Consider the following 24,305-nt stretch of genomic DNA (forward strand, 5'->3'; position numbering starts at 1 on the left):
AGGTTGGCTTCGCAAAGCTCCTTGCAGATGAACAGTCCGAGGCCCGAGCCGGTGCTTTCCGTAGTAAAAAACGGCTCGAAAATATGCCTGCGACGCTCCTCATCAATACCCTCCCCCCAGTCAATGACTCTGATGAAAGGCTGCTGGTTACGCGCTTCTATGCCCGCCTCAATCCTGACCCGGCGCTCTCCCGTAATGGCCTCACTGTAGCGCAAGCCATTGTCGCACAGGTTGGTCAGCACCTGATGGAGCTGACCCGTGTCAAACTTGGCTCCAATGTCAGCACGATCAAGAGATAATTCAAGTGTGCACGGATTGGGCTGGCCGGAGCGGAATTCTTCCGTAAAGTGCTGGAGCCAATCGTTCAGTATGACCTGCTCGGGCCGCGCATTGCGGCGGCGCGAAAGCTGAAGAACATTCTCGATGATCTGGTTCACACGCTTGCTGTGATTATCGATGATCTGAAGCAGGCGCTGGTCGCCGCCGGTGAGCTGATCCGATTCGCTGAGCAGTTGGCTGGCGTGGCTGATGGCGCCGAGGGGGTTGCGTACCTCGTGGGCGATGCTGGCGGTCAATCGGCCCAGGGAAGCGAGCTTGAGCTGCTGAGCCTGCTGGGCAATCAGGCGGTTGTCTTCGACAAAGACCAGGGTCTCTGAGGCGGTGCTCGGATCCAGCGCCGCGAAGTTGATTTTCAGTTCGTTATTGGACGACTGATCCGTGGCCACTACCGATGAAGTGCGACTGTCGGTTTGCCACTGATCAAACTGATTTTTGAGCAGGGGAATGTCATCGAGCGTTCCGGGTGTTTCGCGCACGCCCAGCAGCTCGGCGGCAGAGCGGTTGATCAATTCAACGGACTGGTTCCCCCCCAGAACAACGATGCCGGTCCGCATGCGCTCCACAATCAACTGAGCCAGGCGTTGCAGGTGCTGTGCCTGCCGGGCCTGGGCCAGTGCCTCCTGACTGCTGGTGCGGATCTTCCGAGCCAGATATTGGAAGGTGAGGGCCGTGGTGAAGAGCAGGGCGCCCAGGGTGCCGGCGGAGAACAGGGTACGGTTGTCGATCGACAGCAACCACAGCCGGGTGATGCTCTCGCCCACCACGGCGATGCTGGCCAGAGCCGCCAGCAGAATCGCCAACTGCGCGGGCAGCAGCATGCCGCCAGCCGCCACGACCACCAACTGCAGGTAACCCAGGCCGCTCAAGGCGCCGCCACTGGCATACATCATCAGCGCAATGGCCGCCACGTCCAGAACCAGAAGCACAAAACTCTGCTGATTGGAGGGCAGAAACTTCACCCGCCATAGCAGGCCCAGGGTGATGATGTTGATGCTGGTATAGATGATTGAGGTATAGAGAAAGACGTCCGGGTGGTCGTTGCCGAGAATATTGGGCGCAATGTTGCCCTGAAACATCAACAGCAACAGGCTGCCCAGCAGCGTGCGATAGTAGGTGTATACCCTCAGCAGGTCGTAATTGCTGTAGCTGGATACGCGGGCCATGACAGGGTTGTCGTTGACGGGCATGGGGGACAGAGTACCTTGGCTGTGAGTCTGACCGATCGGGGTCGGATATTATCGCTTTGCGTCGAATCCGCAATTGGCGGACAATACGCGTCGTTTTCCCGCAGTTTATCAGGATGCAGGCCCCTTTATGTCAAGTTTGAGTATCGCAATGGCCCAGATCAACCCGCTGGTCGGGGATATCCCCGGCAATGCCGAGCGGATTCTGGAGCAGGCCCGTCGGGCGGAGGCCCAGGGGGCGGATGTCATCGTCTTTCCGGAGCTGACCCTGTCGGGCTATCCGCCGGAGGACCTGCTGTTGCGTCCGAGTCTCGCGCTGCGGATTGATCGCGCTCTGGACCAACTCAAGCAGGCAGACCTGGGTATTGTGCTGGTGCTCGGGTACCCCAAGGTGGTGGCGGGCCGGGTGTTCAATATGGCCGGCGTGGTTGCTCGTGGGCAGTTGGTGTGCGAGTACGCCAAACAGTGCCTGCCGAATTACCAAGTGTTCGATGAGGTGCGCTACTTTGTGCCGGGTGATAGCGCCTGTGTCTTTGACCTCAAGGGCGTGCCGACGGCTCTGACCATCTGTGAGGATATCTGGCAGCCCGGACCGGTGGAACAGGCCCGGGACGCTGGCGCCAAATTGATGCTGAATCTGAATGCCTCGCCCTTCCACAAAGGCAAGCCGCGTGAGCGGGAGCAGTTGCTGGCCGAGCGCGCGCGGCAAGGGCATATGCCCATCGTTTATGTCAATCAGGTGGGCGGCCAGGACGAGCTGGTATTCGACGGCGGCTCGGTGGCGGTGAACGCCCAGGGCGACCTGTGCCGGCGCCTGCCCGCCTGGCAGGAGTCGCTGGAGCTGCTGCAGGCCAACTGGCACGATGGCTCGGTCCATATGGCCCATCAGGCGCTGGCTCCCCAGCAGCAGGACCTGGACTCCGTGTATCAGGCGCTGGTGACGGGTACGCGGGATTATGTGAACAAGAATGGTTTCAAAGGCGTGGTGCTGGGCCTTTCCGGCGGCATCGACTCGGCCCTGACGCTGGCCATCGCCGTGGATGCGTTGGGTCCGGAGCGGGTAACGGCGATCATGATGCCGTTTCGATACACCTCGGAACTGAGTCAGACCGACGCCGCCGAACAGGCCCGCCGCATGGGCGTGCGTTACCACTCACTGAGTATCGAGCCCATGTACGAGGCCTTTATGGCGACCCTGGATCCCGTCTTCGAGGGGGCCAAACGGGATACCACCGAGGAGAACCTGCAGGCCCGCTGTCGAGGCGTCCTGCTGATGGCCTGGTCCAACAAACGGGGCGACCTGGTGCTGACCACGGGCAACAAAAGTGAGCTCGCGGTCGGTTACTCCACCCTGTACGGCGATATGGCCGGCGGGTTCGATGCGCTCAAAGACGTTCCCAAAACCCTGGTGTTTGAGCTGTCCAGGCACCGCAACGAACAGGGCGAGGTGATTCCCCCGTCCGTCATTACCCGCCCACCGTCCGCCGAGTTGGCGCCGGATCAGAAAGATGAGGACAGCCTGCCGCCTTACGAGGTGCTGGATCAGATACTGGCGTTGTATGTGGAGCAGGATTGCAGTGCGGAAGCCATTATTGCCCGGGGTTTTGAGCGGGAAGATGTCGAGCGCGTGGTCCGACTGGTGGACATCAATGAATACAAGCGCCGCCAGGCCCCGATTGGCGTGCGCATCACCCAGCGTGGCTTCGGCCGCGATCGGCGTTATCCTATTACGTCCGGATGGAAGTTGGGAGAGTAAGAAAACTGACGGTAAGAGCGGGCGCTTTCCCTTAGGTCGGGTTAGCGCCCAGCGCGTAACCCGACACGGTCACACCAAAACAGCCATCAAACCCCTGAAGGCGGCTGCGGCGCGTCCTGATATTCCGGATTATAAAGCTCCCGGGTATCAAAGCCCGGTGGCTCACTCTTGTCGAACAAGCCAAAGGTGATCAGGCTCAGCCAGCTGCGATCGCCCTCATCCGAACTGTACTGGAAATCAAAAGAACCATCGTCGTTCAGCGCCGGGTGGTCCGGGTAGTTCAGCTTGAGGATATCCAGCATCTGGGCGGACAACTCCGGCATATCCAGCAGCTCGTAGCCCTGCACCATCACTGCCAGTGCATCGGGAACGGCAGGGGTGGTATCAAAGTTTTCCAGTACGTAGCGCCCACGGTTGGTGGCTGCGACATAGGCGCCGCGTTTGAAGTAGTAGTTGGCCACGTGAATTTCGTAGCGGGCCAGCAGGTTGCGCAGGTACAGCATGCGGCGCTTGGCGTCCGAGGCGTAAATGCTGTCCGGGAAGCGGGTGAGGAGCTGGGCGAAGTGGTCCAGGGAGTCCCGTGCGGCGCCGGGGTCGCGCTGGGTGAGGTCCGTCGGCAGCACCCGCTCGAACATGCCACGACCCTCGGTAAAGGAGCTGAGCCCTTTCATATAATAGGCGTAATCCACATTGCGGTGCTGGGGGTGAAGACGGATGAATCGGTCGGCCGTGGCCGATACCATATCGGCGTCGCCGGAGCGGTAGTAGGCGTAAATCAGCTCCAGCTGGGCCTGCTCGGCATAGGTGCCAAACGGGAAGTTCTCTTCCAGTGATTGCAGGTTGCTGATGGCGGTTTCCCACTGACTGCGGCGCATTTGCGCCTGCGCGGCCTCGTAAAGGTCGGCCTCACTGGTATACTCTGGCTCGCGATCGGTATTGGAGCAGGCGGTAATCAGCGCCAACAGGCCGCCGAGCAGTAGGAGTTGCAGGACTCGCATAGGATTCAAAACTCGTTCACGATTCAAAAGTCAGTGGGCTCCGTACCGGCCCACTGGAGCAGCGGGCTATTAAAACACAGAGCGTGCGTATACCAAAGCGCCCCGGTGGGGCCGCGCACTCTCGCACTCGATAGAGGTAATCACGCCCCATGGCGGATCAATTGCAACAGAGCACCCGCGTGCCCCCGGATATGGCCGGCATGCGCTTCGACCAGGTCGCCTCCGGGTTGTTCCCTGAATTCTCACGGGCCCGGCTCCAATCCTGGATAAAGGACGGCCAACTGACCCTGGACGGACGTATTGCCAAGCCCAAGGAGCGCCTGCTGGGCGGGGAGACCCTGCGCCTGGAGGCGGAGCTCGAAGCGCAGGGAGAATGGGAGCCCGAGGCCATCGACCTGAACATTGTTTATGAAGACGACGACCTGCTGGTGATCAACAAGCCCGCCGGTCTGGTGGTGCACCCGGCGGCGGGCAATCACACCGGGACCCTGCTGAACGCGCTTCTGCATCACTGCCCGGCCCTGGAGGGGGTGCCCCGGGCGGGCATCGTGCATCGTCTGGATAAGGACACCACGGGCCTGATGGTGGTGGCCAAGACACTGTCGGCCCACACCGACCTGGTAGAGCAGTTGCAGGAGCGCATTGTCAGTCGCGAATACGAGGCGGTGGCCATTGGCACCATGACCGGTGGTGGTACCGTGGATGCGCCCATTGGTCGCCACCCGCGCCAGCGCAAATTAATGGCCGTTCTGGAGCGCGGCGGCAAGCGCGCCGTGACCCACTATCGGCTGCTGGAGCGCTTTGCGGCCCACACCCATATCCGGGTCAAGCTGGAAACCGGCCGCACCCATCAGATCCGGGTGCATATGGCGCATATCCGCCACCCGCTGGTGGGTGATGCCACCTATGCCGGGCGCTTCAAAATTCCCAAGGGCGCCAGTGACGAGCTGATTCACGAGCTGAAAAGCTTCCCCCGCCAGGCGCTGCACGCGGCCCGGCTGGGGCTGGAGCACCCCGGTACGGGGGAGTATCGTGAGTGGACCGCGCCCTTGCCCGAAGACTTCCAATCTTTACTGGCCGCCCTTCGGGCCGGCTGAGTCAATCACCGGAGACTGCTATGTCCGAGCTTGAGCTTATCCGCCCCGACTGGCCCGCCCCGGAGCGAGTGCGGGCCGCCATCACCACCCGCCAGGGGGGCGTGAGTGAGGGCCCCTACGCTCAGTTCAACCTGGCATTGCACGTGGGGGACGACGCCTCGGCGGTGCAGCGCAACCGTGCTCTGCTGCAGGCGGAGCTCGGGCTGGAGCGCGGACCTCAATGGCTGGAGCAGATTCATGGCACGGCGGTGGTCGAGGCGCAGGACGATGGCCGGGTTTTGACCGCCGATGGCTGTCATACGAAACAGCCCGGACTGGCCTGCGCGGTGCTGACCGCGGATTGTCTGCCGGTGCTGCTGTGCAATCAGCAGGGCACGCGAGTGGCGGCGGTGCATGCCGGCTGGCGGGGCTTGGCCCAGGGGGTGCTGGCAGCGGCGGTGGCACGTTTCAGTGAACCCTCGGCGCAGTTGCTGGCCTACCTCGGTCCCGCGCTGTCTCAGCCCCACTTTGAGGTGGGGGTGGAGGTGCTGGAGGCGTTTTTTGAACAGGCGCGCAACGAAGCCCACAATGAGGCCATTGCACAGGCCTTCCAGCCCGGTCAGAAGCCGATGCATTTTCAGGGCGATTTGTATGTTCTGGCTCGCGCCGAGCTTGAGGCTCTGGGGGTGACCGCCGTTTACGGCGGTGATTTCTGCACCTACCGCGACCGCGAGCGATTTTATTCTTATCGCCGGGATCGCGACACCGGCCGGATGGCCAGCTTGATCTGGATCAACCCCTGACACAAAGCGCGGCCTCGCGCCTTGCTTTTTCGGGGTGTGCCCCCATTCTTTTAACCATACTTGGTTATCAGTAATGACTATTCTTGAGGCACACCCATGCGCATTGATCGATTGACCAACCAGCTGCAAACCGCGTTGTCTGACGCTCAGTCCCTGGCAGTGGGCCGGGATCATAGCCAGCTGGAATCCTACCACCTGCTCCAGGCGCTTCTGGATCAACAGGGCGGCACGGCTCGCTCACTCCTGGCGCAATCCGGCTTCAATATGACCGGCCTGCGCAATGAGCTGGCCAAGCAACTGGAGAACCTGGCCAAAGTGCAGAATCCGACCGGCGATGTGGGTATGTCCCAGGAGCTCGGCCGCCTGCTCAATCTGGCCGATCGTCGCGCCCAGAAAGCTGGTGACAAATTTGTCTCCAGCGAGTCGGTCCTTTTGGCCGCCATGCTCGATGGCGAGAGCCAGTTGGGCAAACTGCTCAAACAGTTTGGTGACGCCACCAGCCTGGAGCAGACTGTAGAGAAAGTCCGCGGCGGTGAAACCGTGGACGATGCCGACGCCGAGGGCAATCGCCAGGCGCTGGAAAAATACACCCTGGATCTCACCGCCCGGGCCGAAGCCGGGAAGCTGGATCCGGTGATTGGCCGGGACGATGAAATTCGCCGGACCATCCAGGTCCTGCAGCGCCGTACCAAAAACAACCCGGTACTGATTGGTGAGCCCGGTGTCGGTAAAACCGCCATCGTGGAAGGGCTCGCCCAGCGAATCGTCAACGGCGAAGTCCCCGAAGGCCTGAAAAACAAACGTCTCCTGTCGCTGGATCTGGGCAGCCTGCTGGCGGGTGCCAAATTCCGTGGCGAGTTTGAAGAGCGCCTGAAGTCCGTGCTCAAAGAGCTGGCCCGGGAAGAGGGGCAGGTCATTCTGTTTGTCGACGAACTGCACACCATGGTCGGGGCCGGCAAGGCCGAAGGCGCCATGGATGCGGGCAATATGCTCAAACCGGCACTCGCGCGCGGCGAACTGCACTGTGTCGGGGCCACCACCCTGAATGAGTATCGCCAGTACATCGAGAAAGACGCCGCACTGGAACGTCGCTTCCAGAAAGTGCTGGTGGACGAGCCGAGTGAGGCCGATACCATCGCCATTCTGCGGGGCCTGAAAGAGCGCTACGAAGTCCACCACGGGGTAGACATTACCGATTCGGCCATTATCGCCGCCGCCAAACTGTCCCAGCGCTACATCACCGACCGGCAACTGCCGGACAAGGCCATTGACCTGATCGACGAGGCGGCCAGTCGTATCCGGATGGAAATTGATTCCAAGCCGGAGGAGATGGACCGGTTGGAGCGGCGTCTCATCCAGCTCAAAATTGAGCGCGAGGCGGTCAAAAAGGACGAAGACGAGGCGAGTAAAAAACACCTGGAAAAAATTGAGTCGGATATCGACCGGCTCGAACGTGAGTACGCCGACCTCGACGAAGTCTGGCGTGCGGAAAAAGCCGCGCTGCAGGGCTCCCATGAGATCAAAAGCAACCTGGAGCAGGCCCGGCTGGATATGGAGGCGGCGCGCCGAGCGGGCGATCTCGCCCGTATGTCGGAGCTGCAGTACGGCGTCATTCCTGAGCTGGAGAAGCAGTTGGATATGGCCAGCCAAGTCGAAATGATGGAAATGAAGCTGCTCCGCAACCGGGTGACCGATGAGGAGATTGCAGAAGTGGTCTCCAAGTGGACCGGCATTCCGGTTTCCAAAATGCTTGAGGGCGAACGGGACAAGTTGATCCGGATGGAGGATGCCCTGCACCAGCGGGTGATCGGTCAGCACGAAGCAGTGGTCGCTGTGGCCAATGCGGTGCGTCGTTCCCGGGCCGGCCTGTCGGACCCGAACCGCCCCAACGGCTCTTTCCTGTTCCTCGGGCCAACCGGGGTGGGTAAAACCGAGCTGTGTAAGTCCCTAGCGGAGTTCCTGTTCGACAGCCAGGAAGCCATGGTGCGCATCGACATGTCCGAGTTCATGGAGAAGCACTCCGTGGCTCGCCTGATCGGTGCACCCCCTGGCTATGTCGGCTACGAAGAGGGCGGTTATCTCACCGAAGCGGTGCGCCGTCGTCCCTACTCGGTGCTGTTATTGGATGAGGTGGAAAAAGCCCACCCGGATGTGTTCAACATCCTGTTGCAGGTGCTGGAAGATGGCCGACTCACCGATGGCCAGGGCCGGACCGTGGACTTCCGCAATACCGTGATCGTGATGACCTCCAACCTCGGTTCGGATCGCATTCAGGACCTGGCGGAAGATCGCTCTTACGACACCGTGAGCTTCGACGAAGAGAAAACCGGAGACTCCCTGGGCAATGAAAACCGCTATGCGGCGATGAAAGACGCGGTCATGGAGGTGGTGGGACGTCACTTCCGGCCGGAGTTCATCAACCGGGTAGACGAAGTGGTGGTGTTCCACCCATTGGGTCGTGAGCAGATTCGCGGCATTGCCGATATTCAGCTCAGCCTGCTGCGCAAGCGTCTGGCTGAGCGGGATCTGACCTTGAGCCTGGACGATGCGGTGATGGATAAACTGGCCGAATCCGGGTTCGATCCGGTCTACGGCGCCCGGCCACTCAAGCGGGCGATCCAGCAGCAGATCGAAAACCCGCTGGCCCAGGATATTCTTCAGGGGCGCTTTGTGCCGGGGGATAATATCCATGCGGTGCTCAAGGGCGACCGCTTGAGCTTCGAGAAGCGCGCGCTCCACTGAGTGCGCGCTCGGAGTTGCTTCAGCAGGCTCGGTCCATAATCTGGCGGGCGGTTTCCGCCCGTTCGGACAGCTCCTCCTCGCCCAGGTAACGCCGACTGCCGTCCTCGGTCTCTACGGCAATCCGGCCTCCCCGCTCCAGGGTTTCCAGATTCTGTCGGGCCCGCTGACAGGCTTCATCCAGCTCCTGTTTCGAGGGTTGCTCGACATTGCTGGCCGCCGATTGTGGTTCCGGCTGCTCGGGTTCGGGGCGTGGATACTGGCTGGAGTAATCCACCGGTTCGCTGTGGCCTGTCTGGGTGCGCAGAGTTTCCGATGGACGCCCCTTGGGCGGATGAGACGTAAAATGCGTTACTCCCTCATCATCGACCCAGCGGTAAACCTGATCGGCCAGCCCCGTCAGTGGGGTGGCGCAGAGCGTGATGGCCAGCACGGCCAGAAGCGGGTGTTTCATGTTGGGCTCCCTTCGTTGGCGGGCGGCGGTAGTGGGCCGGTAAAAGCCATCCTGCGCTCATGGCCTCGCGCCGCATGTATCATGGATACACTATAGCCCGGAGGGACCCGTCGAGAAAGGTGTGTCCCGCGCCAGAGGCCGAACTTGTCCCCGATTTGTGAACTTATCGCCCAAGTCCCTGTTTACTCTTGACTTTCCGGAGCATTTTCCGAACAATAGCAAGTTCGCACGATGGCGTGTAGAGCCAGCCGACAACCTCGGTGCCGTACTCTACACCGGAGGCCGACCCGGCCCCCGAACCATCCGCAGCCGCGAAGGCGCGTTAACCTACGCCGCCTGCCCAGAGCCAGCCCGCAATTGCTACCCGCGCGGGAGGTCGGGGAATCCCAAGACTGACTCGATTCAGAGAAGCACAGCTCCCGATCCGAAGGGCGGGCAGGCCGTGGCTTCGTGGTTTGTGGTTGTTGCGACCCCTGAGTTCATACATTCATGGTTATTTGAGAGGTTACCCAGTGGAAATGCTATCAGGCGGAGATATGCTGATTCGCTCCCTGCGGGACGAAGGCGTCAAGCACGTGTTCGGTTACCCGGGCGGTGCGGCCCTGCATATTTACGATGCCATATTTCGGCAGAAAGACGTCAAGCACATCCTGGTCCGTCACGAGCAGGCGGCCACCCACGCGGCGGACGCCTATGCGCGCGCGACCGGTCAGGTGGGCACAGTGCTGGTGACGTCCGGCCCCGGTGCGACCAATGCCATTACCGGTATTGCCACCGCCTATATGGACTCGATTCCGATGGTGGTCATTTCCGGTCAGGTGGTCTCTGAGCGCATTGGTGAAGATGCGTTTCAGGAAACGGACATGGTGGGTGTGTCCCGGCCGATCGTAAAGCACAGCTTTATGGTCAAGCATCCGAGCGAGATTCCGGAAATCGTCAAAAAGGCTTACTACATTGCCTCAACCGGTCGTCCCGGCCCCGTGGTCATTGATATCCCCAAAGATATCACGGCGCCCGGTGAGACCTTCCCCTACGAGTACCCGGAAAAGGTCAAGATCCGCTCCTACAATCCGGCCACTCGCGGGCACACCGGGCAGATTCGCAAAGCCGTCCAATTGCTGCTGGAATCCAAGCGTCCGGTCATTTATGCCGGTGGTGGTGTTATTCAGGGTAATGGTTCCGATTTGCTGACCGATCTGGCCAAACGCCTGAACTTCCCGGTCACCAATACCCTGATGGGGCTGGGGGCCTACCCGGGTTCCGACCGCCAGTTCCTGGGTATGCTGGGCATGCACGGCACCTTTGAAGCCAATACCGCCATGCATCACAGCGATGTCATTCTCGCCGTGGGCGCACGCTTTGACGACCGGGTAACCAACACCGTCAGCAAGTTCTGCCCCAATGCCAAGATCATCCACATTGATGTGGATCCGGCCTCCATTTCCAAAACGGTTGCCGCCGATGTGCCTATCGTTGGATCGGTGGAGAGCGTGCTGACCGAAATGCTGGCCATGGTCAAAGAGAGCAAAGAACTGCCGGACGCCGATGCGATCAAGGCCTGGTGGAAGCAGATTGACGAGTGGCGTACCCGTCACGGTCTTTATACCGTGCCGCGCTACAACACCGACGGCGATAAAATCATGCCTCAGGATGTGATCAAGGCGCTGTACGAAGTGACTGGGGGCGATGCCTACGTCACCTCTGACGTGGGCCAGCACCAGATGTTTGCGGCCCAGTATTATCTGTTCGACAAGCCGCGTCGCTGGATCAACTCCGGTGGTCTGGGCACCATGGGCTTCGGCCTGCCGGCGGCTATGGGCGTACAGATGGCGCACCGCGATGCGGTAGTCGCCTGCGTGACCGGGGAAGGCAGCATACAGATGTGCATCCAAGAACTGGCGACCTGTACCCAGTATCACCTGCCGGTGAAAATCATCTGCCTGAATAACCATGCCCTGGGTATGGTCAAGCAGTGGCAGGATATGCAGTACGAAAGCCGCTACTCCGAATCACTGTACGAGGAGACTCTGCCGGATTTCGTCAAGCTGATGGAATCCTACGGGCATGTCGGCATTCGCGTGGAGCGCAAAGAAGACCTCAAAGCCAAGATGGAAGAGTGTTTCGCCATGAAAGATCGGGTGGTGTTTATGGACATCCAGGTTGACCCAAGCGAACACGTATACCCCATGCACGTTGCACCCAATGGGTCCATGCGCGACATGTGGCTGAGCAAGACGGAGCGTACCTGACATGAAACGTATTATTTCGGTATTGATTGAAAACGCCCCGGGCGCACTGTCCCGGGTGGTCGGGCTGTTTTCCCAGCGTGGCTACAACATTGAAACCCTGACGGTGGCCCCCACCGAAGACGAGACCCTGTCTCGCCTGACGTTGACCACCATTGGGGATGATCACAAGATTGAGCAGATCACCAAGCACCTGAACAAGCTGATCGATGTGGTCAAACTGGTGGATCTGACCGAAGGCGCCCACATTGAGCGTGAGCTGATGCTGGTCAAAGTCAAAGCCTCCGGTGCCCAGCGTGCAGAAGTGAAGCGCTGTGTAGACATCTTCCGTGGCCAGATCGTGGATGTCACCAGCTCGCTGTACGTCATCCAGATCACCGGCACCAGCGACAAACTGGACGCCTTCTTTCAGGCCGTGGGCGAAGCGTCCATTCTGGAAGTGGTGCGCTCTGGTGTGTCGGGTATCTCCCGCGGTGAAAAAGTACTGAGTCTGTAGCCTCGATTGGCGCCAGGGAGGGTGCCGGATCAAAGTGCTGTGACGCGGTATTGACGGCTTTCGTTATAAACTCCCTCCCTTTTTAGACCAAATCGTACCGAAAAAAATACCCACCCCTTCTTTTTTTGGTTGCCACCAAAAAGTATTTGGGCTAGGCTATTTGTAATCGGTTACAGATCCTAATAGCTTCCTGCTCTCTCAGGGAGCTTATTTTTGCCTTCAGTTTGGAACCGGTTACAGAGAATAAAGGGGGCTCCCGACTATAAAGAAACCCTGAGTTGTGGCGTCATCGGCCCACTCACCGGCTCGGAATCACTCCGAAGGCGACGGGCTTTCGCCCAGTCAATAACGTTAATAAAAGTAATAAGAGGAATGTCAGTATGATCAAACGCAGAGGGTATGGTTCGCAGAAAACCGCTTTGGCACTGGCCATCGGCTGCGCACTGAGTAGTGTGGGGGTGCAAGCCCAAGAGCAGGGAGGCGGTGAAGAGGAAACTAGTCTTCTCGAAGAAGTCATCGTGCGCGGAGTACGGGCTTCTCAGTCAATGGCCATTGATATCAAACGCGACTCTGATCGTATAGTCGACTCCATTGTTGCCGAAGACATTGGCCGGCTTCCCGATACCACCATCACCGATTCACTTCAGCGGGTGACAGGGGTGCAGATCACCCGAGAAGCCAATGAGGGCACCAGTCTGAACATTCGTGGTATGCCTCAGGTGTTGACCACGCTCAATGGAGAACAGTTTCTCAGCCCTCAATCGATTACCGGCGTTCAGCCGGACTACTCTGACATCCCTGCTGGCCTGATGAGCGGCGTAGACGTGTACAAATCTCAAAGTGCTTCCATGCTCTCGGGCGGGGTATCCGGGGTGGTTGATCTGAGGACGTTCAAGCCCCTGGCGCTGGATGAAGGCTGGACCAGTCGTCTGCGTCTGGAGGCGGCCCAGGGTCAGCGCTCCAAAAACGAAATGAAAGCCGATGGCACGGAAGGCACCCGCGACCCGGACCACAGTGCCAGTGTCATGGTGGGTTACAACTTTGACAATCGACTCGCCGTCTACGCCAACCTCAATCACTCGATTTCCAACGCGGCCAACTACTCCATCTGGAATGGCCATCGTCTGGGCTTTCTGGAGTCTCAGGGGGGGGCACCGCTACCCGTGGGCCCAGACCCGGTAAACAATGCCCCGGATTTGGCTGGCACCGGTAATCCGAACGATTGGTACATTGTCCCCGACCGTTACAGTGCCAACAGTCAATTCATGGAGCGTGAGCGCACGGGCGGCACCGTCAGCGCGGAGTGGGAGCTCAACGATAATTTTACTCTCAAGGGTGATGTGTTCTACACCCGTATGGACCGATACGATCGAGGGGTCAGCGCCGGCTTTAACGGTGGTAGTACTCCGCAGTCGTTTGAGGTCAATGGTGAGCCTGGCGTCTTTAGCGAGAATGTGTACAACGTCGTGCAGGACTCGCCCCATACTCAGGTTGAATACGGAGCCACCATTGGGGTGCCGGACGGCGCCGGTAATACTGTCAATCATGACTTGTATTACGTCACCGTGGCGGATGTCTGGGCGGCAGACTTCCAGACCCGCTCGGATAACGACATAGAAAAAACCGCTGCCATCAACACCAACCTGGAATTGAACTACACCAATCACGACAACCTGATCGCCAGTGTGCGTTATGTCCACGGTGAAGCAGAGAGTCAGACCCGCGAAGCGACGTTCCAGCAGGGGACTCCGGCGTGGCTCTGGGTTGATGAGGATGGTGAAGATGGTAAGGATCCGGTGGAAGGTTACCGCGTGACGGTGGATTATCGACCGGATTATCCCGAGTTCCACTATCAAGGGCCCAGTTTGGCCGATCCGGCGGTTCTCGACCAGTACCAAGGGTTCGCTCAAGGGAGCAATCTTGAGGCGGAGCTGGATGTCGTGCGTGCGGATGTAAACCTGCGTCTGGATTGGGGGCTGGTCGAATCCATTGATGTTGGCTTGCGTCACGGGATTCGGGAGGCACGCAGCGACCGATTCGAATATGTGACTGCTACCGGACGTTATACCGATTGGGAAGATCCGCGGGTTCCCGCGGATCTGCGCTACAAGCTGCTTCCGGGCAACCTGGTGTGGCAACGCTACCCCGACTGGCGCAAGTTCGATTTTTCGGAAACCAATATCAATCTGGTCGAGGTCGGTGGTTTACAGGACAATGGGTTTAGCGGTGACGACACCGTCGTCTTTACCGATTTTGGCCCCATTGGTGGGTTTGAAGACGGCGTAGCGGCTCTGAACCCCGACGCCTGGGACAGCCCCTATGACTTTATGACACGTCTGTACGGCGAGGTGCGGGCCGTGGAAAACCCCGGCTACAGCTACGACGTGGAAGAGGCCAGTACTTCCGCTCACGTACAGGTGAATTTCGAGAATTTCGATCAGGGACTCTTCGGTATCCCCTACTCAGGCAATGTCGGGGTGAAAGTGGTTCAGACCGATCGGACGGTCATCCGAAATGATGTGCCGGAAGTTCTCGATATGTTCAATTCCATCGGCTATGACGACTGGCAGAAGCTTGCGTTTGTTTACGGCACGCAAACCGATGAAGTGGACTTCACCGATGTGTTGCCTTCAGTCAACTTCAACCTGTTTCCCACAGACGATGTCACCGTTCGTTTCGGCTTTGCTGAGACTATGACCCGAAATGATCTGGATAACGTCGGAGCCAGCCTGAACCTCTGGTACCAGCGCTGCCCTAAAACCGATGAAAATGGTGAGCCGGTCATGGTGGTCGGTCCCTCCGGTCCGGTACAGGATGATGTCGGTTGTGTTGGAGGAGGTGAAGATCAGGGGCGTCCGGATATCGAGCCCTGGCGGGCCCGGGTCTATAACACGGCGGCAGAGTGGTACTTCGCCGAGAACTCCATCTTGGGTGCCAGCCTGTTCCTGATTGACGTGGAAACCGCCGTAGAACCGGGGCAGGAACAGCGCTCCTTCCGAGACCTTGATGGTATCGACCGCGGTCGCCGCGCCAATATCTGGACCACGCGAAACACCGGTGCCTCGGATTTATACGGGCTGGAGGTGGGCTATAAGCAGCCGTTCACTTTCCTGCCCGGGGAGCACCTCAGTGCGACGGGCATCGAAGCGAACTACACCTACTCGCAAAGCGAGTCCCAATACTCGGATCTGGAAGGGAACAAGTTTCCGCTGCCCTCTAACTCCGAGCATCAGGCCAACCTGATTCTGTGGTACGACAAAGGGGGGCTCAATGTTCGCGCGGCGTACAACTGGCGAAGCGAAGAGTACATGGAGCGGTTCGAAGTCAATACGACCGCTGCCGTCATGGAAATGGGGCAGTGGCTTGAGCCAACCGGTTACCTCGACCTGTCCGTCAATTACTGGATCAACGACAACATAAGCCTATACCTGAACGGCACCAATCTGACCAGTGAAAGCCGCCACAGCTATGGCCAGTGGGAAAATCATTTCCGTTCGCTGTGGGTTCAGGAACGCCGCTATGCAGCCGGCGTCAGCCTCTCGTTTTAACGATCGTGCTGACATCAATAAAGGCTTAACCGACTAAGAATAATTTCGGAGTTCATTATGAAAAAACAAATTGGCTATCTAGCGCTGCTCGCCTGTGCCTTCGGCCTGCAAGCCTGCGGCGGCAGCATGTTGGACACCCCGGATTCAGAAAAGCACAAGCTGATCCCCGAACCTGTTCAAGGAGATGAGGGGCGTCCGCGTCCTTCGGAAAATGCTCCGGTCTTGTCATCCGATGGTTCACAGTTGCTCGATGCCACCGGTGAACCAGTGCTTTTGCGCGGTGTAAACCTGCAATACGGCGATAACCCCTTGGAGCGAATCAATGGTATTACCTCGATTCAAGAGGTGGGCTCTAATGTGGTGCGTTTACAACTCCGCTCTGACACCACGGCGGATGAGCTCGAGGCGGCGCTGCTCACTGCGGTCGATGCTGGCCTCGTGGCAATAGTGACCTATTGGGAGCCCGAGGTTGCATGTGCCGCCGATGATGAAGCTCTGTTTGGGGCGGTGAACGACCTGTGGCTGAACGAGTGGGTTCCGGTGCTGGTGCAAGACCGCTTCCAGCCCCACGTTATGCTCAATCTGGCGAGCAAGTGGGGACCGACCGGCATTTTTAACTCGTACAGTCAGGGGTACCGGATCTACATTGACAATTACAAAGCCGTCATCCGGCAGATGCGCCGGGCCGGATTCCGCAACCCGATCGTGATTGATGCGCCCGGCTGTGGCCAGGATTACTATGCCTTCCTTGGTAATCGGGGGCGGGAGCTGTTGGCCGCAGATGATGAGGAAAATATTGTTCTTTCTGTGCATGCTTTCGGATCGCGCTGGCGTGACCGGGACGATATGGCGTCGGCGATGGAGCTATTGAAGGGCGAGCGTATACCGGTCGTTGTCAGTGAGTTCGGTGACTCCAATGCGGAAGAGGACGCTATTCGCCACCAGGATTTGATGATCTTGGCCGCCGGAGATAATGCAGCTCAGTTGCCCATCGATTGGCAGACGCCAGACGACAAAGCCGGTTATCTGGCAGTGCTGCCGGAGTCGATGAGTGTGCTTGGCCGGGAAGTGAGTATGGAGGTCTATCTGGATGAGGCCTACATGCAGGCCGCGGAAGGCGAGGGCGTCATGGGGCTTCAGATGTACCTCCGGGATAGTGAAGGGCGCTACGCCAACCTGGGGTGGAACTCAGCCGATAGCCTGCAGGCCAACCGCTGGTCAAGCCTGAAAAAAGTTGTTCAGGACGATAGCTCCTTTGGCTGGGCGGAAGACGGCTTTGATGCCTCCAGTGTCACCAAAATCGGGCTGGAGTTGGTGGCCAATGGTAAGAATCCCGAGGTGAATGGCGAGCTTCGTGTTGACAACATCAAAGTTATCGAGGCGTCTGTCCCGGAGTTGCTGCGGGAATGGACCTTCGATGATGGTGTTGCCGACTGGGCGCCAGCGTCCTGGGAGGATCCGCAAACTGGCGTTTCAGAAGTGGATGGCGCTCTTGCTCTCACCCGGGAGGCTGGGGATGGTGAAGTGCTGGCGCTTTCAGGTGCTATGGGCGGGGTCAGTTACTCGGGGCAGGTCGAAATTACCCTCGACGTATTGGTGCCGGCGGCCTACGGCGATGCCAGTCAGGAGCTTTACTTCACTGTCCTGTCCAATACCGCGGGCTGGCAGACGGCAAACTATCTGGGAGCTGGCAATGTCACGTTCGGCGAGTGGACTACTCTCACCTTTGAGGCAGAGTGGGCCGGTGGCTCAGACCTTGGGATCCAGATGGGTAACTTGAATGGCAGTGTTGAGCCGATTCTGTTCGATAACATCACTGTGCTTGGATTGCCTGAAGAGCAGGTTGCCTTCGAGTGGGGTACCCAGTATCAGTCTGATTTCACCGAAGGAACCGATGGCTGGGCGGTGCTCGGTTGGCACACTCTGCCGGTCAGTGTGTCGGCGGAAGATGGTGCTCTGGTCATGTCACCGCGCCCCTCTGAGGCGGGTGATACCTCGGATGATAACAACCGCACTTTCGCTGTCCAAAAGAATGATCTGAGCGAGGTGGAAAACTTCAATCTCAACAGTGAAACCCTGGAAATGACTCTGACCCTGCAGTTGGATGAGGCCTACGCTCAGGCACCGGAGGACTTTGAATTCCGCGTGTTCATTCAGGATGCTAATTGGTCTAACCACACCAATCTCGCGGTCTGGACCATTGAAGATCTGACGCCGGGTGAGTGGGTGACCAAAGAGTTCGTCATGGAGTTGCCCGAAGGATTTGAGCGCAACGGCACCCCGCAACACTTTGGTTTCCAGGTGTTCGGCGTCAGCGATATGCCCGATGCGCCAATCAAAGTCGGAGAAATGCGTATCGAGGGTGACATTCCGTTGGAGGTTGAGGAAGAAGTGGTCCAACTGATTGATTTCCACTATGCGGAACAGTTTGATTGGCTGGAAGTGGATATGGTCGAAGGCGGCTTGGTGGCAGATGACTTGCTTGCGGATGTTGCCTCGTTCGAACGTTCCGCCCCCATCAGTTGGTTGGCCTGGACGTGGATTGATAATTCGGAAAGCGCGGCCGGGTTTGACTTGTCCAACTCTGAAGAGACCAGCGTGGATTTGACGGATCGGGGTGAGCAGGTAGTCCATGGTAAAGGCGGCCTGATGGAGACCTCCGTTCCGGCTAGCTTTCCTGAGGCCGAATAGATCTGAGCGCTAGGACCAGTGCTCCCTCCGTCACTGGGAGCTCTGGTCCGATGTTTTGTTGTCTTTACAAGTGGTTTGATACTGGAAGAGACCAAATGAAACTCTATCTGTTTAAAAGTAGCACCTGTGCCGCAGCCATTCTGGCTTTTACGGCAGGAATTCTGGGGTGTGGTAGTAATAACGCTATTGAAGATAATCCCGATACCAATCAACACGATCCAGAAAATGCGCTGACCTATGTTGAGGTTGAGGGAGTGGACTACCCCTATTGTACTGAGCCGGAGGCATCGGTCGATTCCGATGGCGATGGCTGGGGGCAGCAGGTAATCAGTCAGGAGGAAGAAAACTGCGTTGTCGAGATGGGTGATATGGACCCCAACGCCCCCACGGTTGAAAAACTGGATGTTGCAGAGAATCTCGTCAATGACAATGCGACCGAGACGACCCGGACGGTTTACAGCTATCTGAAAAGTGTTTTCGGAAAGCAGGTGCTGTCAGGTCAGCAGGACTTGACGTGGAAAGATTCCACCGACATGTTCCAGCGAGTGGTCAATGACACCGGGCTGGCCCCTGCGATCATGGGCTATGACTTCATGAACTACACCGTAGCTGATGGGCAAGGGTGGTCTGGTTTGATGCAGACCGAAGAGGCGATCGCGCACTGGGAACTGGGAGGGCTGGTTACGTTCAACTGGCACTGGCGAGATCCGTCTGGAGAAACATTGGAGTTCTATACGGAATCCACCGGCTTCAGAGTACCAATGGATGGTGATCAACTTGATAGCGAGTCTGACGCGTTCGCCCAGATGGAGGCGGATGTCGACCGTATTGCACAGGAGTTGAAGGCTCTCCAGGACGCCGACGTTCCTGTCCTCTGGCGCCCTTTGCATGAGGCATCAGGCGGCTGGTTCTGGTGGGGGGCGACCCGAGATGATTCCGTCCATCCTGCTAACGCACAGATAGCGCTCTGGAAGTATTTGTACGATCGGTTAACGAATCATCACGAACTGAATAATCTGATTTGGGTATGGAATGGAGCCTCGGCTGATTGGTACCCGGGGGATCGATATGTAGATATTATTGGTGAAGATATTTACGGAGATGCGCAAGATTACGGCTCCAAACTCCCCAAGTTCAACGAAGCCGTCGAGTATCCGGACAGTGAAGACAAGATGGTTGCCTTGACAGAAAATGGCACGATTCCTCACCCGGACAATATCAAGGAGGATGGCGCCTGGTGGCTGTTCTTCGTGACCTGGAATGACGGGGACAGTGAAGAAGGTGTTACCAATAGCAGTAACTTCTGGACGGGCGAGTACTACAATGAAGATGCACATAAAGTTGAGGTTTACAACCATGAGCTGGTAGTCACTCTGGATGAGCTTCCGGAATTTCACAGCGAAAACTGATCCTTCCTAGGTTCGCTTCCGATTGGGTTTTCTGGCCGGGGGCGAACAAGATTGTTCAGACCTTTTTCAAAAAGGAAACCATTGGTTTCATTTTTCGTCTTTCGATCCTGGCGCCGACCCGTTCATTAACGGAGCATTGCATCAGGCTTGATGGGCGTTTTATCGCAAATTTTTAAAAGTAATATAAATCGTATATTTTGATAAGGGTAATCATTATGAGAAGTACAATTTTAACTTGGGCTACCGGCTTTCTGATTGGTTGGGCATCGTTGGCCGCAAATGCCGAAAAGTTTCCGCATCTTGCCGATACGCCGGCGATGGGCTGGAACAGCTGGAACACGTTCGACTGTAATGTCGACGAGTCGATGATTCGGGAAATGGCTGATGCCATGGTGGAGTCGGGTATGAAAGCGGCCGGATATGAGTACATCAATATTGATGATTGCTGGCACGGTGAGCGCGATGCTCAGGGCAATATTCAGGTTAATAAAGATCGGTTTCCCTCCGGGATGAAAGCCCTGGCCGAATATGTACATCAGCGTGGCTTGAAGCTGGGGATTTATTCCGATGCGGGTAATACCACCTGCGCCGGCTATCCGGGCAGTCGAGGCTACGAGTATCAGGATGCGCGTACCTACGCAGAGTGGGGCATTGATTACCTGAAGTACGACTGGTGTGATACCGAGAATATCAACCCGATTGGCGCATACACTACGATGCGCGACGCGCTCAAACGCGCCGGACGACCGATTTTGTTCAGTATCTGTGAGTGGGGGGATAACCAGCCCTGGAATTGGGCGGAGGATGTGGGGCACTCCTGGCGGGTCAGTGGCGATATCTACCCCTGCTGGGATTGCGAGCTGAGTTGGGGTTCCTGGTCATCCTGGGGTGTTCTGAAGATTCTCGAAATGCGTGCCGATGAGCGACTGCGTCAATACGCGGGCCCAGGTCATTGGAACGACTACGATATGCTCGAAGTGGGCAACGGTATGACAGAGGCGCAGGACCGCAGCCATTTCACCCTGTGGGCCATGTTGAACTCGCCGCTGATCGCCGGAAACGACCTGCGCAACATGAGTGATGCCACACGCGACATTCTGACGAACCGAGACATCATTGCCTTGAATCAGGACCCTCTGGGTGTACAGGCCATGAAGTACCTTCATCAGGGAGAGCTGATGATTTATGTAAAACCGCTGGAAGGCGGTGACTGGGCCTTCATGTTTCTGAACCGCGGGGATACGCCGCTGAGCTATACCCACGACTGGGCTCATCATTTTGAAGTGAAGGATGATCAGTTTGGCCATCACATCAACTTTCACGATCAGCAGTTCACCTGGCATCGGCTTTGGAGAGATGGCGAGGGGGATACCAGTAAACCGCTTCGGTTAAAGCTGGCCGCACACGATGTGGCAGTGTTGCGGTTGTCCCCAGTGCGGTAAATTCCTGTATGGCTGGTGGCGGGTTAGCTGCTCCGGGGGGGGTTAACCCGCCACCTGTTCCCATAGTGCTGACACAATTGGGCTTTTAAGCCGCCTTTGCAGCACGCAGATGCCGGTTTCGAAGGGCCCCAGGTCCGGCTGCTGCGGCAGCGGCTTGACCCGCTGGCGCAGGGGGCTGTTTCTGAGCACAATCTCTGGCACCAATCCGACCCCGAAACCGAGGCTCACCATGCTGACGATTGCCTCATTGCCTTTGACCTCTGCGTAAATGTCGGGTGTCAGCTGTTGTGCCCGGCACCAGCCGTCAAAGCGCTCCCGGGCAATCCCCTCTTCCGGGATGATGATCGGCCAGCGCCGCCAGTCCTGTTCGGAGCCGGCCTGATTGGCGAGCAACGCCGGGTCCTCGGGGCCGATGAACACCAGGGGTGACTCGGCAATGGACTTGAACTCCAGGCTTCCCGGCAGACGGTCGGGCCGGGCGGCAATCGCAATATCCTCCTGTCCCGCCAGAATCCGCTCGACCGCCTGGGCGGGGTCCCCCGTGTGCAGTTTGATGGCGATGCCGGGATAGCTGCCCCGGAACTGGGTCAGCAAGTCGTGCAAAAAGCTGTAGCTGGCGGTCACCGAGCAGTAAATGCTCAGTTGGCCGCGCAGCTCGTCGGCGCCCTGGTGCAGTGCTTCCTGAAAGGTCTCCCACTGTTGAAGGCTTTCCCGGGCAAACCGTTGGAATCGTTCGCCCTCGGGCGTCAGGTTCACGGATCGGTTATCCCTCAGCATCAGCGTCACGCCCAGCTCCTCTTCCAGCTGTTTCAGGTTGCGGCTGATGGTGGAGGGGCTGACGTGACACTGGGTAGCCGCTCGCCCAAAGTGGCGTGTGGCGGCGAGCGCCAGATAGAGACGAAGCTTTGTGGCGTCCATCGGGATCTCCTGCCGTTGATTGATGTTGCATTATATGCAATATCAAGTTGCGAATATATCATTTTACGTTATGAGTGTTTTTCCTTAAACTGCCGGCCGATATTCAATCGTTCCCCGCCTTTGGGCGACTATTCAGGAGATGAACATGCACGTTTATTACGACAAAGATTGTGATCTTTCCATCATCAAGGGCAAGAAAGTGGCCATTCTGGGCTATGGCTCCCAGGGTCACGCGCACGCCAACAACCTGAAGGACTCCGGTGTTGAGGTTGTGGTCGGTCTGCGTGAAGGCTCTGGCTCGGTCAAGAAAGCCGAAGGCGCTGGCCTGAAAGTGGCCAATGTAGCCGACGCGGTGAAAAGTGCCGATATCGTCATGGTTCTGACTCCGGACGAGTTCCAGTCTGCGCTCTATAAAGACGAGATCGAGCCCAACCTGAAGCAGGGCGCTACCCTGGCCTTCGCTCACGGCTTTGCCATCCACTACAACCAGATCGTGCCCCGCCAGGATCTGGATGTCATCATGGTGGCGCCCAAGGCTCCGGGTCACACCGTTCGCACCGAGTTCGTCAAAGGCGGCGGTATTCCGGATCTGATCGCGATTTTCCAGGATGCGTCCGGCAAGGCCAAAGACGTAGCGCTGTCCTACGCTTCCGCTATCGGCGGTGGTCGTACCGGTATTATTGAAACCACCTTTAAAGACGAAACCGAAACCGACCTGTTCGGCGAGCAGGCGGTGCTGTGTGGCGGTACCGTTGAGCTGGTCAAGGCCGGCTTTGAAACCCTGGTGGAAGCCGGTTATGCCCCGGAAATGGCCTACTTCGAGTGTCTGCACGAGCTGAAGCTGATTGTTGATCTGATGTACGAAGGCGGTATTGCCGACATGAACTACTCCATCTCCAACAACGCGGAGTATGGTGAGTATGTGACCGGTCCCCAGGTCATCAATGACGAGTCCCGCGAAGCCATGCGTCAGGCCCTGCGCAACATCCAGAACGGTGAGTACGCCAAGCGCTTTATCAGCGAAGGCGCCCTGAACTACCCGGAGATGACCGCCCGTCGTCGTCTGAATGCGGCGCATCCGATCGAGCAGGTCGGTGAGCGCCTGCGCGCCATGATGCCCTGGATCGGTTCCAACAAGATCATCGACAAGTCCAAGAACTGAGTTCTTGCGCAGGGGCCCTCCGGGCCCCGAGCACTCGTTCAGCCCGCTGCGGGATCACCTGCAGCGGGCTTTCGTGTACCATGGGGACAGGAAATTCAGTGTTGAGGTGGCTATGACAAACAACGATCAGGACTCCCGGCTGCAGGAAGGGGATGAGGGTTTTCTCCCCTTTGACGAGCATGTAGAGGAGGTTTCCGAGAACGGCAAGAAGGTGCGGCACCGTGGGGTGTACTTTCTCCCCAATCTGTTTACCACCGGGGCTCTCTTTGCGGGCTTCTACGCCATCATTTCCGCCATGCACGGCAATTTTGACAGTGCGGCCATTGCCATTTTCGTGGCCATGGCTCTGGATGGCCTGGATGGGCGGGTAGCCAGGCTGACCAACACCTCTAGCGCGTTCGGTGAACAATACGACAGTCTGTCGGACATGGTGTCCTTCGGGTTGGCGCCATCCCTGGTCATGTTCAGTTGGGCGCTGTCGGACTTGGGAAAGCTCGGCTGGGCGGCCGCCTTTGTGTTCGCCGTCTGCGCCGCTTTGCGCTTGGCCCGGTTCAACACCCAGATAGGTGTGGTCGACAAGAAGTACTTCGTCGGTCTGGCCAGCCCGCCGTCGGCGGCCATTCTCGCGTCCATCGTATGGACTGGCCATAGCGGCGATGTGTCGGTGTCCGTCGCGGTGGCCTCGGCGCTAATCACGACCATCGCCGGGCTGTTAATGGTCAGCAATGTTCGCTACTACAGCTTCAAGGACATCGACTTCCGCGGGCGCGTACCCTTTGTGGTCATGTTGATGGTGGTGGGGGTGTTTGTGGTGGTCAGCATCAACCCGCCGGTTGTGCTGCTGTGCATGTCAGTCACCTACGGCCTGTCGGGCCCGGCCATCTGGCTCTGGCGGCGCCGGGCCTCTCTGGTGGGGTGGGTGAATAGCAGTAAAGAGGGCGATGATTCCTCTGCTCAGGGCAGCGCTGAATCCGGCGAAGAGGATGCGCCCGAAGAGGTACGCAAGGAGCCTTAAAACTTTTTTCAAAAAGTACTTGCGCGCCC

At 58.2% G+C, this 24,305-nt stretch carries 16 protein-coding genes; 12 read left to right on the plus strand and 4 right to left on the minus strand.

Translation table 11 applies throughout. The annotated features are described in order from the left end of the window. Positions 1 to 1,526 (minus strand): sensor histidine kinase (locus tag B3520_RS07920; RefSeq protein WP_286875827.1); only part of this gene is annotated, 1,526 nt, incomplete at its 3' end. A gap of 127 nt (positions 1,527 to 1,653) precedes the next feature. On the opposite strand from B3520_RS07920, the gene B3520_RS07925 reads away from it, so the two are divergent. After that, entirely contained in the window at positions 1,654 to 3,279 is a 1,626-nt protein-coding gene (locus B3520_RS07925) for an NAD+ synthase (protein WP_286804135.1), read from the plus strand. An 86-nt stretch (positions 3,280 to 3,365) separates the two neighbouring features. Here the strand turns inward: B3520_RS07925 and B3520_RS07930 are convergent, their stop codons facing one another. Beyond that, positions 3,366 to 4,277: an outer membrane protein assembly factor BamD gene (locus B3520_RS07930; protein WP_024462552.1), complete on the minus strand. Its 912-nt coding sequence runs from the start codon at positions 4,275 to 4,277 to the stop codon at positions 3,366 to 3,368. A gap of 149 nt (positions 4,278 to 4,426) precedes the next feature. Here B3520_RS07930 and rluD point away from each other — a divergent pair, with 149 nt between their 5' ends. The 3 genes from rluD to clpB all read left to right on the plus strand — a co-directional run bounded on the left by rluD (position 4,427) and on the right by clpB (position 8,898). After that, complete coding sequence (rluD, locus tag B3520_RS07935) at positions 4,427 to 5,374, plus strand: 23S rRNA pseudouridine(1911/1915/1917) synthase RluD (protein WP_286804136.1); 948 nt, start codon at positions 4,427 to 4,429, stop codon at positions 5,372 to 5,374. Positions 5,375 to 5,394: 20 nt separating this feature from the next. Then, positions 5,395 to 6,156, plus strand: a complete 762-nt coding sequence (gene pgeF, locus B3520_RS07940; protein ID WP_286804137.1) for a peptidoglycan editing factor PgeF — start codon at positions 5,395 to 5,397, stop codon at positions 6,154 to 6,156. 96 nt (positions 6,157 to 6,252) lie between these two features. Beyond that, the gene (gene clpB, locus B3520_RS07945; protein ID WP_123639509.1) at positions 6,253 to 8,898 is read left to right on the plus strand and encodes an ATP-dependent chaperone ClpB; all 2,646 of its coding nucleotides are present in this window, start codon (positions 6,253 to 6,255) and stop codon (positions 8,896 to 8,898) included. 19 nt (positions 8,899 to 8,917) lie between these two features. Here clpB and B3520_RS07950 read toward each other — a convergent pair whose 3' ends face one another. Further along, positions 8,918 to 9,349, minus strand: coding sequence for a DUF4124 domain-containing protein (locus B3520_RS07950; protein ID WP_286804138.1), 432 nt, complete (start codon positions 9,347 to 9,349; stop codon positions 8,918 to 8,920). Between the two features lie 512 nt (positions 9,350 to 9,861). Between B3520_RS07950 and B3520_RS07955 the strand changes: the two genes are divergently transcribed. The 6 genes from B3520_RS07955 (at position 9,862) to B3520_RS07980 (ending at position 21,181) form a co-directional block, all read left to right on the plus strand. Continuing rightward, positions 9,862 to 11,598 carry an acetolactate synthase 3 large subunit gene (locus tag B3520_RS07955; protein WP_286804139.1) on the plus strand — a complete coding sequence of 579 codons (1,737 nt, stop codon included), beginning with the start codon at positions 9,862 to 9,864 and terminating at the stop codon, positions 11,596 to 11,598. A 1-nt stretch (position 11,599) separates the two neighbouring features. Beyond that, positions 11,600 to 12,091, plus strand: a complete 492-nt coding sequence (gene ilvN, locus B3520_RS07960; RefSeq protein ID WP_024462558.1) for an acetolactate synthase small subunit — start codon at positions 11,600 to 11,602, stop codon at positions 12,089 to 12,091. 380 nt (positions 12,092 to 12,471) lie between these two features. Beyond that, positions 12,472 to 15,639, plus strand: a complete 3,168-nt coding sequence (locus B3520_RS07965) for a TonB-dependent receptor (protein WP_286804140.1) — start codon at positions 12,472 to 12,474, stop codon at positions 15,637 to 15,639. Between the two features lie 57 nt (positions 15,640 to 15,696). Further along, a complete protein-coding gene (locus B3520_RS07970) occupies positions 15,697 to 18,330 on the plus strand; it encodes a hypothetical protein (RefSeq protein WP_286804141.1) in 2,634 nt (877 codons plus the stop codon). Between the two features lie 95 nt (positions 18,331 to 18,425). Beyond that, positions 18,426 to 19,739 carry a glycosyl hydrolase gene (locus B3520_RS07975; RefSeq protein WP_286804142.1) on the plus strand — a complete coding sequence of 438 codons (1,314 nt, stop codon included), beginning with the start codon at positions 18,426 to 18,428 and terminating at the stop codon, positions 19,737 to 19,739. A gap of 215 nt (positions 19,740 to 19,954) precedes the next feature. Then, positions 19,955 to 21,181: a glycoside hydrolase family 27 protein gene (locus B3520_RS07980; protein ID WP_286804143.1), complete on the plus strand. Its 1,227-nt coding sequence runs from the start codon at positions 19,955 to 19,957 to the stop codon at positions 21,179 to 21,181. A 42-nt stretch (positions 21,182 to 21,223) separates the two neighbouring features. Here B3520_RS07980 and ilvY read toward each other — a convergent pair whose 3' ends face one another. After that, on the minus strand, positions 21,224 to 22,099 hold the full coding sequence (gene ilvY / locus B3520_RS07985) for an HTH-type transcriptional activator IlvY (protein WP_123639502.1): 876 nt from the start codon (positions 22,097 to 22,099) through the stop codon (positions 21,224 to 21,226). Between the two features lie 145 nt (positions 22,100 to 22,244). On the opposite strand from ilvY, the gene ilvC reads away from it, so the two are divergent. Next, positions 22,245 to 23,261 carry a ketol-acid reductoisomerase gene (gene ilvC, locus B3520_RS07990; protein ID WP_286875828.1) on the plus strand — a complete coding sequence of 339 codons (1,017 nt, stop codon included), beginning with the start codon at positions 22,245 to 22,247 and terminating at the stop codon, positions 23,259 to 23,261. Between the two features lie 112 nt (positions 23,262 to 23,373). Continuing rightward, positions 23,374 to 24,276: a CDP-diacylglycerol--serine O-phosphatidyltransferase gene (gene pssA / locus B3520_RS07995; protein WP_123639500.1), complete on the plus strand. Its 903-nt coding sequence runs from the start codon at positions 23,374 to 23,376 to the stop codon at positions 24,274 to 24,276. Positions 24,277 to 24,305: the final 29 nt, after the last annotated feature.

The organism is Marinimicrobium sp. UBA4509 (assembly GCF_002388575.1).
GTDB lineage: Bacteria > Pseudomonadota > Gammaproteobacteria > Pseudomonadales > Cellvibrionaceae > Marinimicrobium > Marinimicrobium koreense.